The sequence below is a fragment of the Desulfuromusa ferrireducens genome (assembly GCF_055389805.1).
Genome location: NZ_AP042415.1, coordinates 536,268 through 548,406 on the forward strand (window position 1 = coordinate 536,268; position 12,139 = coordinate 548,406).

10 protein-coding genes are annotated in these 12,139 nt (G+C 53.1%); 5 read left to right on the top strand and 5 right to left on the bottom strand.

Translation table 11 applies throughout. The annotated features are described in order from the left end of the window. Window positions 1–205: 205 nt before the first annotated feature. The 4 genes from ACZ5PT_RS02400 (at window position 206) to ftsH (ending at window position 6,666) form a co-directional block, all read left to right on the top strand. Window positions 206–3,304 carry a PAS domain S-box protein gene (locus ACZ5PT_RS02400; RefSeq protein WP_464265214.1) on the top strand — a complete coding sequence of 1,033 codons (3,099 nt, stop codon included), beginning with the start codon at window positions 206–208 and terminating at the stop codon, window positions 3,302–3,304. Window positions 3,305–3,327: 23 nt separating this feature from the next. After that, window positions 3,328–3,510: a helix-turn-helix transcriptional regulator gene (locus ACZ5PT_RS02405; protein ID WP_464265215.1), complete on the top strand. Its 183-nt coding sequence runs from the start codon at window positions 3,328–3,330 to the stop codon at window positions 3,508–3,510. Window positions 3,511–3,776: 266 nt separating this feature from the next. Further along, window positions 3,777–4,460 carry a PEP-CTERM sorting domain-containing protein gene (locus tag ACZ5PT_RS02410; protein WP_464265216.1) on the top strand — a complete coding sequence of 228 codons (684 nt, stop codon included), beginning with the start codon at window positions 3,777–3,779 and terminating at the stop codon, window positions 4,458–4,460. 286 nt (window positions 4,461–4,746) lie between these two features. Next, window positions 4,747–6,666 carry an ATP-dependent zinc metalloprotease FtsH gene (gene ftsH / locus ACZ5PT_RS02415; protein ID WP_464265217.1) on the top strand — a complete coding sequence of 640 codons (1,920 nt, stop codon included), beginning with the start codon at window positions 4,747–4,749 and terminating at the stop codon, window positions 6,664–6,666. An 82-nt stretch (window positions 6,667–6,748) separates the two neighbouring features. Here the strand turns inward: ftsH and ACZ5PT_RS02420 are convergent, their stop codons facing one another. Both ACZ5PT_RS02420 and ACZ5PT_RS02425 read right to left on the bottom strand, forming a co-directional pair. Then, window positions 6,749–7,630 carry a DNA ligase gene (locus ACZ5PT_RS02420; protein ID WP_464265218.1) on the bottom strand — a complete coding sequence of 294 codons (882 nt, stop codon included), beginning with the start codon at window positions 7,628–7,630 and terminating at the stop codon, window positions 6,749–6,751. Between the two features lie 180 nt (window positions 7,631–7,810). Then, a complete protein-coding gene (locus ACZ5PT_RS02425) occupies window positions 7,811–8,431 on the bottom strand; it encodes a LysE family translocator (protein WP_464265219.1) in 621 nt (206 codons plus the stop codon). 488 nt (window positions 8,432–8,919) lie between these two features. Here ACZ5PT_RS02425 and ACZ5PT_RS02430 point away from each other — a divergent pair, with 488 nt between their 5' ends. After that, window positions 8,920–10,191, top strand: coding sequence for a multiheme c-type cytochrome (locus tag ACZ5PT_RS02430; protein ID WP_464265220.1), 1,272 nt, complete (start codon window positions 8,920–8,922; stop codon window positions 10,189–10,191). Between the two features lie 122 nt (window positions 10,192–10,313). On the opposite strand, the gene ACZ5PT_RS02435 is transcribed toward ACZ5PT_RS02430, so the two are convergent. The 3 genes from ACZ5PT_RS02435 to ACZ5PT_RS02445 form a co-directional block, all read right to left on the bottom strand. Further along, window positions 10,314–10,805, bottom strand: a complete 492-nt coding sequence (locus ACZ5PT_RS02435) for a cytochrome P460 family protein (RefSeq protein ID WP_464265221.1) — start codon at window positions 10,803–10,805, stop codon at window positions 10,314–10,316. Window positions 10,806–10,882: 77 nt separating this feature from the next. Then, a complete protein-coding gene (locus tag ACZ5PT_RS02440; RefSeq protein ID WP_464265222.1) occupies window positions 10,883–11,677 on the bottom strand; it encodes an endonuclease/exonuclease/phosphatase family protein in 795 nt (264 codons plus the stop codon). Window positions 11,678–12,006: 329 nt separating this feature from the next. Beyond that, window positions 12,007–12,138: a hypothetical protein gene (locus ACZ5PT_RS02445; protein WP_464265223.1), complete on the bottom strand. Its 132-nt coding sequence runs from the start codon at window positions 12,136–12,138 to the stop codon at window positions 12,007–12,009. Window position 12,139 lies beyond the last annotated feature (1 nt).

Consider the following 12,139-nt stretch of genomic DNA (forward strand, 5'->3'; position numbering starts at 1 on the left):
GAGAACGTCGTGTATACAGAGAAATCCTTTACAATCCCGCCAGATAAAGTATATTCAGTGCTGCATTTTTAAAGAAAACTCCTAAAGTTTCAGCTTCTTAGCATCGATCGCACCTCACCCTTTTGCCGACAAGGGCACAATGAGAGCTTTCTGCCAATTCGCAGCGTGTTTAGCTATTACCTTGGTCCTGCTAGGGACAACAGGGATGTCATGCTGCGCTGCCTCCCCCGCAGAACCACGCCATGTGCTACTGTTAAATTCCTACCATCAGAATATGACCTGGGTCAGTGACATTACTCAGGCAGTTAAGGATAATTTGACCGCCGACAACAGCAATATTGTGCTGCATGTCGAAAATATGGATTCAAAACGCTTCCACGCCCCGGCATATTTCCAAGCCCTGCGACAGACCTATCAGGTCAAATATCGTACCAGCCATTTTGACCTGATCCTCTCTTCAGACAACAACGCTTTCGACTTTTTACGCCGCTATGGCGACCTGCTTTTCCCTGGCATTCCGGTGGCCTTTTGCGGTGTCAACTACCTGCAACCGGAGGACCTGAGCGGGCATAGTAACTTCACCGGCGTTGAAGAGATTTTTGATGCAGCGGCCACACTGGAAATTGCCCTGCAGAATCATCCCGAGACGCAAAAGGTCTTCATCGTCAACGATTACCTGAAGTCGGGCCGCGCTTCGGAAAGGACTATCCGTGAACAGCTACAGCCCTATAGCACCCGTCTGCAACTCGACTTTTCCGCCAACCTTAGCCTGAGAGAACTGGAAACCCAGATCGCAGCACTTGAACCGGGAACGATCGTTCTGCTCGGTTCTTTCTATTCCGACCGGGAGGGTCTTTACGTCACCTTTGAACAGGTCGGCGCCCTGCTTGCCCGGGCCAGCAATGTTGCGGTCTACTGTCTGTTTGAATTTAATGTTGGCGACGGCGTGGTCGGCGGCAACGTTATCAGCGGCTATTCTCAAGGCAAGGCGGTCGCTAGACTGGGAAACCAGATACTGCAAGGAAAACCTCCCGCGTCGATTCCGATTCTTCGCCAAGGGAGTAACCGAAACATCTTCAACTACCAACAACTGCAGCGCTTTGCGATCAGTGAAGCGGGCTTGCCCGGAGAGCGGTTGATTATCAACCAGACATTCTCATTCTATCGCGAATATCGAACCATTATCTGGCTGACCTCAGGCGTCATTTGTTTCCTCCTGGTGACCATTTTCACCCTGACCATCAACATCCGACTGCGCAGGAAAACCGAGCGACGACTGGAGAGAAGGGGGCAGAAACTGCGGGCAGTCTTCAATCATACGTTTGGGTTTATCGGTCTGCTGGATCTCAACGGCAGGCTCCTCGATGTTAACCTCACGGCATTAAATTACGCAGGCGTTTGCAAAGAAGCGGTCGTCGGCCAGTATTTCTGGGAAACCCTCTGGTGGCAGCATTCAACAGAAGAACAAACCCGGTTGCGTAACGCAATTTCTCTAGCCCAGCAGGGAGAAACCACCCGCTATGAAGCAACCCACCTCGGTGCAGATGGTTGTCATCAATTAGTCGACGTTTCGGTAAAACCGGTACTCGATGAACAGGGCAAGGTGAGCCTGTTGATCATCGAAGGGCGTGATCTCAGCGAAAGAATCGCCATGGAGCAGGCCCTGAGAGAGAGTGAAGATCGCCTGGCGATGGCTCTCGAAGCGGCCAATGATGGCCTCTGGGACTGGCAAGTCAATTCCGATCAGATTTATTTCAACCCGACCTATTACCGGATGCTCGGCTATCGGGAGGGTGAATTCCCAGCGACATTCAGTGCCTTTGTGCAACGCTTGCACCCTGACGACAAAGAGAAGGTCATAAAAGAGATTAATCGACACCTGGAGGACAAAACCTCTGATTACCGGATCGAATTCAGAATGCGCAAAAAGACCGGTGATTGGATCTGGATTATGGCACGCGGAAAAATCACTGAACGGGATAAAGCCGGGAAAGCGTCACGCATGATCGGCATTCATTCCGACATCAGCCAGAGAAAACAATTCGAGAATGAACTGAGGCAGGCGCGCAACTATATCCGCAATATTTTCAATTCCATGCCGTCGGTGTTGATCGGTGTTGATCAACAGGGGCTCGTCACCCAGTGGAATAAAGAAGCGCAGCAGTGGACCGGTACCGCGGCGGCGGATGCCATCGGACGACCGCTGCAAAGGGTTTTCCCACAACTGGAGCCACTACTGGCAAAAATCAGCTCGGCCCTGTTGGAGCGGAAACCGCAGGCAGAAAGTAAAGTAGCCTTTACGACTGGCGCAAAATCGCGGTTTTGCGATCTGACCGTCTATCCGTTGATCGCCGACAGCAACCAGGGGGCGGTTATCCGGATCGACGACACGACAACAAAAGTCCGGATGGAAGAAATGATCATCCAGTCGGATAAAATGCTCTCTGTCGGGGGGCTGGCTGCGGGCATGGCCCATGAAATCAACAATCCCCTGGCCGGCGTCCTGCAAGGTGCCCAGGTGATAAAAAGGCGGCTCGATCCAAGCCTGGAAAAAAATCAGCGGGTCGCCGAAGCGTGCAATGTCAACCTGGATGCACTCACCGACTATCTACAACAAAGAGGCCTGACCAGAATGCTCGGGACGATATTCGATTCCGGCTGCCGCGCGGCCGACATCGTCGAAAACATGCTCAACTTCAGTCGTAAGAGTGAATCGAAAAACGCGCCCCACAGCCTGAGCAATATCCTGGATAAATCTCTGCAACTGGCCTGCAGCGACTACAATATCACCTCGCTGTACGACTTTAAAAACATTGAAATAATTAAAGACTACGCAGTAGACATGCCTGATATCAACTGTGAAGAGACAAAAATCCAGCAGGTTTTCCTCAACCTGCTGAAAAATGGCGCCCACGAAATGTTTGCCACTCAAGAGGATTCCCCTCCTCCACGTTTCACCCTGCGTCTGCGCCACGATGACCGGTATGTGCGGATTGAGATTGAGGATAACGGTCCGGGCATGAGCGCCGATATCTGCAAAAGAGTTTTCGAACCTTTTTTCACCACCAAAGAGGTCGGCGTCGGCACAGGACTCGGGCTGTCGGTCTCATACTTTATTATCACCGAGCACCACAAAGGGACAATGGCTGTCGACTCCCGGTTAGGTCAGGGGAGCAGGTTTATAATTCAACTCCCGCTGGTCGAAGCAACGGATCGTGACTACGTGGGGGAAATTGGCTGGTCCGACATGCCCCCGCAAGAACTAAAACCGCGGATCAACAATCCCGGTTCCACGCCCAACTGAGCGTAGATATCGGTCTGAACAATTTGGCCAGCCAGTTTGACTGCACCCCATACCGCCTGACCCGCTTTTTCAAAAAAGTAGTCGGCCTTTCGCCGCACGCCTACCTGATCCCGTTACGCCTGAAAAAAGCCAAACAGCTGATCAGCGGGGAAGCTCCATCGTTGATGCCGCCCTCGACACCGGCTTTACGGACCAGAGTCATCTGACCCGCCGCTTTAAAAATAAGTTTGGACTGCCACCGGGCAGAAGAGAGAATGGCGGATGGAAGAAAAAGGCCACATACTGGTCGAAATCCTGTCGATTTTCTTTACACCACCCCCAGAAAAATAAAAATCCCTTCGATTTCAGGCAGCTACGCTTTGGCTCACAAATTACTATCAAAACACCAAGGCAAAGCAATTTTCAATTACATGTTATTACGGGCGATACCACCCAAAGCCTGCAGCAGTGGCAAAAGGTGGCTGAGGAAAAGATGAAAAAACAAGTTTTGGGATTAGCGCTTCTGGTGCTGGCTCTGTTTTGTGGTCCGGTTCAAGCGACGCATATTCATTTTGAAGAATATGGAGATACCAACTTTACTGCTGAATCCATCGAAAACGGTACCTTCAGCAGTGATGGCAACATATGGAGTCACACTTTTAAGCTAACCCAGGACATTATGTCATTATGGGATATTGACACGGCTCATCCGCAGGCAAACACTTTATTCGACCCTCAATTGATGTACACGGGTCGATACGACCCGGCAGCTGCTCTGCATTACGTAACCCTGCGAATAGACCCGAACATGATTCCCAACCCTGGTTCTGGTCCTAATTCATCAGGTAACATTCTCGCATCAACAGCGATTAGTCTGGAAGTAAACGGACAGACAATCGCGGGCTGGTTCGACCCCATTCGGCTCTTTGACTGGAAAACCCCAGAGGGTCAACTCGAGGATAATTACTTGATCATTCCTCCAACTTATGAAATTAACGTTGTCCTCACTGGATTAAACGACCTACCGACTACCCATCAACTCTCCAACGTCAACATCGAAGGCTGTTTTGACCAAGCCGCCCCGGTTCCTGAACCTTCGACCCTGCTGCTGCTCGGTGGTGGCCTGATCGGACTGGCCGGCTGGAAACGCCGGCAGTCACAGCGGCGCGACGGATAATTTTTCCACCCTGATAAAGCGAAGCAAAAGACCGTCTCCCTCGGCAACGAGGAGACGGTCTTTTTTTATGCCGCAGCGGTGTTTTCCGGGCGCCTACAGACTGCTTTCGGCTGAACGGCGGAACTAGTATCGATATTTATTCGCTATACTTGTCAGCGGGACTGCAAACTTGCCCCCCTATCGTCTGCTCCGTTTGAATGGAGCACAGGTATAACACAGGGAAAAAAGACTGCTATGCTTATAGACAGTTGCTGAACTTCGGTTGCCAACTGGAGAAGATTCCACAATGGTGAAGAATCCCTGGCACAGATTTCTGCTGATGATGGCGCTGGTTTTTATCGTAAATGGCGTCTATCTAGCTCTCTTTCCCCCACCGGCACAGTCACTGCTGGCGCCAATATCCTACAGTCGCTTCAAAGACGAACTGCGGCAGGGGCATATTACTGATGTCACCTTTCAGGGGGAATTGCTGAGCGGAAATTTCATCAGCGAACAGCCCTTTTATGCCGAAGAACTGAGCAGCGGACAATTTTCCGGCAGCCGCACCTTCAAACGCTTCCAAACCACCCTCCCGCCACTGGAAGATCCGCAATTGCTCGCGCTCTTTGACCAGCATCAGGTTACGCTCACGGCAAAATCGACCGCCAACCAGTCCCTCTGGTCAAGTCTGTTGATCGGCTTGCTGCCCTGGGTTCTGATCATCGGCTTCTGGCTCTACTTTTTCCAACGCATGCGAGAAAAAGGCGGGCTGGGGGGCAATTTCATGAGTCAATTCGGCAAATCGGGCGCGCAACTGTATGCGCCGAAAACCTCACCCGTGACCTTTGCCGATGTCGCCGGGCTGGCCGAAGCCAAACAGGAACTAGAGGAAATCATTGTCTACCTGCAGCGTCCCGATAAATTCACCCGCCTGGGCGGAAGGGTCCCTCGTGGAGTATTGCTGGTCGGCCCGCCGGGAACCGGCAAGACCTTGATGGCCCGCGCCGTAGCCGGCGAAGCACAGGTCCCCTTCTTCAGCATCTCCGCCTCGCAGTTTATCGAAATGTTTGTCGGCGTCGGCGCCAGTCGGGTGCGTGATCTGTTCAACAACGCCAAGAAGAATGCGCCGAGCATTATCTTCGTCGACGAACTGGATGCGGTCGGCCGCGCACGCGGCACCGGTCTCGGTGGCGGCAATGACGAGCGGGAACAGACCCTGAATCAATTGCTCTCCGAACTGGACGGTTTCGACTCGCATGACGAAGTAATCGTAATGGCGGCAACCAACCGCCCGGATGTACTCGACAGCGCCCTGCTAAGACCGGGGCGCTTCGATCGCCAAGTGGTCATTGAGCGACCGGACTGGCGCGACCGGGTTAAGATCCTCGAAGTACACACCCGCAACACCCCCCTGGCTGCCGATGTTGTCCTGGAATCGATTGCCAAGGGAACGCCGGGGATGGTCGGTGCCGATCTGCAAAGTCTGGTCAATGAAGCCGCCCTGATCGCCGCGCGTGAGGACGCTGAACAGGTCGGCAATACACACCTGGAACAGGCCAAGGATCGACAGTTAATGGGCATGGAGCGCAAACTGTTCCTCTCTGACCGGGAAAAACAGATCACCGCCTTCCACGAAGCCGGGCATACCCTGGTGGCCAAATGCCTACCGAACAGCGACCCGATCCACAAAGTGACCATCATCCCGCGCGGCCAGGCGCTGGGGGTAACTCAACAATTACCGGAGGACGACCGCTATCAATATCAGCACAGCTATCTGAGCAGCCGCATGGCCGTTTTGTTGGGCGGAAGAGTGGCGGAAAAACTCTGTTTCGGGGAATACTCAACCGGAGCGCAGAACGATCTCAAGCAGGTGATGGAGTTGGCGGAAAAGATGGTCTGCCTGTGGGGCATGAGTGAACGGCTCGGCCCACTCAGTTTCAATCGTGGAGAGGAACACCCTTTCCTCGGGCGCAAGCTGGCGACGGAAAATAGTTTCAGCGAAAAGACCGCCTGGCTGATCGATCAGGAAATCGAAAAATTGATCCATTCCGCCGAACAATGTACCGAGCAGGTTCTCAAAGACAATCGCGCCATGCTGGAAACGCTAGCGCAATATCTGATCGACGAGGAAACCCTGGACAAAGAGCGGCTGGAAGAAATTCTTCAGGATACTGATTTGCAGTTCCCTGCTGAGCTGTGCCCACAACCCAAGCGGGAGGACGGTTAAGGTGCAGCTCCTTAAGCGGCTACCAAATGCCGACGTCGAGCAGTTTCCTGGCGGTGATGCTGGCGCGCTCTTTCAACCCCTCCTACAGTCGGCTATCCCGCCGCAGGCGCAGAAAAGAGGGAAACTTGGGAATCCCGGATTGATATTTGCCGTAGAACTTGAAGGTGACCAGCGCCCCGAGCGGCGGTGGCGCTTGCCGTTCGGCGTCGCTGAAGCCAGTACCGATTTTGAACCGCGTACCATCCTCAAGTGCCACCAGCAAGGCCCCGAGCCGTCCTGCGTTGCGCCCCTTGCCGGGCAGGTGCGCCACCACTGTCGCCTCGGCGTCCTGATAGTTCTTCACCTTGAGAATCTCGGCGCTGCGTCCGGCGGCGTAGAGGGCGTGCGGCTTGCGGACAATCACCCCCTCGCCACCTAAGGCTTCGATCCGCTGCAGTTCCTGCTGCAAATGAGTGTGATCACGAACCGGAAGTTGCGGGATGACAAAAGCATATGCAGAAGGATGTCCGGCAAACCAAGCGCGAGCTTTCTCAATCCGCGCGGTGAAGCCGCCGGGTGCTTGCGGCACATCGAATACGGCGAACTTGAGTTGCATCCAGCCATCATGGGGCCGCTGTTTCTTGACGATCGCCACGATCTGCTCGAAGCGGTTACGCCCGCCCCAGAGTTCCCCCTCCAGCGCGAAGGGGGGCAGATTCTGGATAAATTCCGCCGGCGGGTAGAAGAGGTTGCCGTTTTTCGACAGCAACTGCCTGCCGTCCCAGTAGCCGCGCACCCCGTCAAGCTTTTCGCTCAGTAGCCAACCGCCGACATCGACCTGCCGAGCATAGACCTGCGGCAGCATCAATTCAGCGGCGCGCGCCGGAGCGGTCAGCAGGAGGCCGCAGCACAGCAACAGCCAGAAAACTTCACCCGGATTTTTAAGTGACGATCCACCTCGCCGACCAAGACTTTCAGAAACCATCTCCCCCCCCCAAAAAAAACGAGCCCCTTCAGCGCCACGACAGCCCGGATAAATATCCGGCAACCCGACAGAGCATAACAGCAGCATCTGAACAGATGCTTACACCGCAGGGTGCACGGCAAAAAAACTGGTCGCGAACCTTTCAATTTTTCGCTTCTGCCCGTATAGGCCGAAAGGCTCCTAACCGAGTGCCAACCAGAGACCGACGCCGAACATCATGCTACCGGCGATGCGATTGAGCAGACGAACATTGTCGCTTTTCTGCAGCAGGTGATTGAGGGTCCGTCCGCCACCGGCGTAGAGGATCAGGCAGGAAAATTCGATGCTGAGGATAATGCCGAGAAGAAGAGCCAACTGCGTCAACAGCGGTTGTTGATCGTCAATAAAAGGCGGCAGCAGGGCGATAAAAAACGCCCAGCCCTTGGGATTGGCGACAGCGGTAACAAAGCCTTGCAACGCCAGCTTTAACGGTGAGATATCAAAGCTCAGTCCGGAGTCGCAAGCGATCGCCATCTTGCCCTTCGACAACCACATCTGCACGCCCAGATAACCCAGATAGAGGCCGCCGAGATATTTGAGCAATAAAAACAGCGCCGGGTATTGCAGCATCACCGCCGCCACCCCGACCACCGAAGCGGCCGCCACCAAACCGACGCCCAGCAGCTCGCCGTACATCATCCAGAAGGTCCGTCGCACACCGATGGTCATACCCATGGTCATCGACAGGGTCATGCACATCCCCGGCGTCAGGGAGACGACAAAGAAGGTGGGGATAAAAACAGCCAACACGGTGCTACTCATAAATTGCTCGAAGATCTTGATTAGAGGGGCGCCAAAGTCACAGTCAGCGAAAACTGTTTAAGATTAACACCGATCACGACAGCAAGACAATCAGCCAAATAATCCGTGTTGGTGAACTAAATTGTTTGGCAAGTTCCCGTCCAGCACCCCTCTGAGAATTTCCTGGATATCTGCGAATACTATTTCGACACCCGCCGTAGCTATTAATTCGAAGACCTTTCACAACTGCTTAAATTTAGACAGAGATTCAAGAGAAGTCGAGATCTGGACGAGACCTGCCGAGGCGGGGTCGTTCAGAGTACCGCAGAGATGAACCTCGCAAAAGAATCACTTAATCAACGGCAGCGCTTCGTCTGAGTGAAACAACGGTTAACAAGTGCTGCAACTTATTTATTTTTTTTCGATCTACGACAGATTCCCCCCTTACTTTTGGTAGAATAATATTCTTTCGTGAGCTGTTCACATTTACAAAATTCAGGGAGGACACAATGAATAGAATTCTAGGCCTGTTGCTGGGGATTTTACTGGTTACCGGAGCCGCTTGGGCTGAAGATGAAAGCTGTGTCGTTTGCCACGGCAAGATAACACCGGGGCAGGTTGCCGACTGGAGAGTCAGTGCCCATGCGGAAAACGACATAAGTTGTTCCGCCTGTCATGGTGAAGAACACAACAGCAAGGAAGATGTCGCCAAGGCGACCTTCCCTGACGAGCAGGTCTGCAAAGAGTGTCACGAGGACCAGTTTTCGCAGTTTTCCAAAGGTAAGCATAACCATGGCTGGTCATCGCTGAACGCGTTGCCGATAACCCATGTTGAACCGGACGAGCTGATGGAAGGTGGTCGCGGTTGTGGCGGTTGCCATAATATGGGGATCAAAACAGAAGAACAAAAGGCCGAACAGCTGGCGAAGGGCTACCGCTACCAGAACAACTCCTGCGACGAATGCCACACCCGCCACAGTTTCTCCAAAAAAGAAGCAAAAGATCCGCGTGCTTGCCAGCAGTGCCACATGGGCTACGATCATCCCCAATGGGAAATGTGGAGCAGTTCCAAGCATGGCAGCCGTTGGTTAGCGAAAAGCAACGGAAACCTGCCGGAAGGTGCGCCAGCACCAACCTGTCAGGACTGTCATATGACCGGTGGAGATCACAATAACCACACAGCCTGGGGCTTCCTTGGGGTGCGTTTACCTCTGCCTGAAGATGCGCAGTGGAAGGCTGACCAGATTACAATCCTAATGGCACTGGGTGTGCTGAACCCGGAAACCGGCGAACCAACGGCTCGGCTCGATGCCGTTAAAGCGGTCGATCTGGCACGGTTGACGAAAGAGGATTTTGATCGCGAACGGGAAAAAATGATCGGCAACTGCAAGAAGTGCCACTCGGAATCCTATGCCCGCTTCCAGTTCAAAATGGGCGATCAGATGATGCAGAAAGCCGATGTATTAATGGCCAAAGCAATCCGTATCGTTGCCGCGCTCTATAAGGACGGAATTATCTCGAAGCCTGAGGACTATGCCTTTGCTTACCCCGATCTGCTCTACTTCATGCGTACCAACGGCGCCAAAATTGATGGTATGTCGTATATCGATCAAGAGTTGTTCGAAATGTACATGAAGCACCGGATGCGGACCTACCAAGGTCAGTTCCACTTTAACCCTGATTATGCATACTGGTACGGCTGGGCGATGATGACCAAGTCGCTTGGCAAGATTGAAGAGCTTAATATGGTGCTACGCGCGACCCACGCAAAAGCACATTAATTAAGAAATGAAATTTGGGGAGTGCAAAAGTCGCCTCCCAACATTCAACTATTCGCAGAAAAAAACGCCCTAACCTGTCGTTCAGGTTGGGGCGTTTTCAATAGTACGAACACCAACAGCTCTTACTTGACCGACCCGATAAACAACCAATCGTTCGCCTGCACGGCCGTGTGGCAGCCGATACAACCGCCAACCCTACCTTCTTTTTGGATAGTGCCATCCGGCGCATATTTGAGCCAGAACCAATCGCCGCCAGCCGGGTTATAACCGGCCTGTTTGTACATCACGGTGACTGCCGCCAATTTCTTTTCCGGACTGTAATTCTCTTTAACGACAAATTCGCCGGAGGGGATCGCGCCCTGCTTGCCTTCAATCGCCTTATAAGCACCCGGACTGACATAGGTGGTCAGAAAGGCGCCGTGGGGCTGAGTCCCTGCATAGAGTTCGGACTTGCCGGGCCATAACTGCCAGCCTTGATAGTTCTGCTGGTTTAAATAATCGATCACCGCCTGGCCGTTTGCTTCCGGTGCCTTTGCTTTGGCCACTTGTGAGGTGCAGGCGGCACCGATGACAGCGACAAGACAACAGAACACGATGGTCAGTTTCAAACGCATGAAGACCTCCTTGAGTTAAACGTTAATGAAGGCTCAATTCAAACAGAGTTGTCCGACCTGTCAAGCCCCCACTCGAGTCATCGCGGGAGAGCGGCGTTCAAGCCCGTATCATTCAAACAATAACAGTGCGGCGAGCGTGAAGTCTTGCGCAGGTCCTCGGCTATTTCGACATCAAAATCTACCACCAACGGCAGGTGATCGGAAAATGGCACCTGTGGCACCTTAAAGTCGCGAACGCTCACTCCTTGACTGTGCAGAATGAAATCCAGATGGCGATGCGGGTTTTTACTCGGGTAGGTCGGCAGACTCTCAATATTGGCATTTTGCAAACCGCTGGCAGCGAGGAATAGATCGATCTCTCGCTCCCCCCAGATGGCGTTGAAGTCGCCAGCGACGATACAAGGTTTCTGGGCTTTTTTAAGCAGCTCGTAAAGGGCGCTGAGCTGATGATGCCGCGCTCGCGAACCGAGCGCCAGGTGCACCAGATAAACCACCACATGGTCCAGCTCCAACTCGATAACCAACCGCTTCATCCCGGTCTGGAAAAAATGGAAGGTTTCATTGCGGATGCGATCACGAGCCAAAAAAGCATTTCCCTGTTTTTTCACCACCGGCACATGCCGCCAGAATGAGTTCTTACCGTACTTAATCGAATGGCTGTGATAATGCCCCAGTGACTCGGCCAGCAGTTCTGCCTGATTCTTCCAGCCACTGCGATAAGAACCATGATCAACTTCGATCAGACCGACCAAGTCCGGCTCCAATTCACGCAGAAACGTCGTAATCCGCTGCAGGTTTTTACCCGAAGCCCAGACGTAGTTGCGGGCTTTCGGTCCGGTCGCATAGCGGATGTTGTAAAGAACAAATCTCATCGGACCTCCTGTAACGATTAAAGCACTATTGCGCTAGAAAACAAGCGATCCAATGGGATGGGAGAACCTATGGCTAAATCGGGAAATCACGGTAAAACAGATGACTATCCCCAAACCACTCAACAGCAAAAACGCGGCAAAGGCTCGAGATAAATAGCTCCAAATCGAGACGCCTAAACCTCAACCAGCCGCCCACATAAACATCTAGGGTGGCTGGTTGTTAAGCATATCCTGCAGTTGACAATCATCTCCCGGGTGAATATCATCTGCCGATGCTCAACCGACTGTTCAAAATCGCAATGCCGCTCATCCTGCTCTTAGCCTTGATCCTATTGACCGGCGCTGTCTCTGCCTCCGCCAGCAGCGCTGCGAACATAGCGGACCTGTGCTGCGATGGCAGCGAGCAACCGCAAACGCCAGCCACCGATGACAACTGCGCCGATCACAGCTGCGGGTGCCACT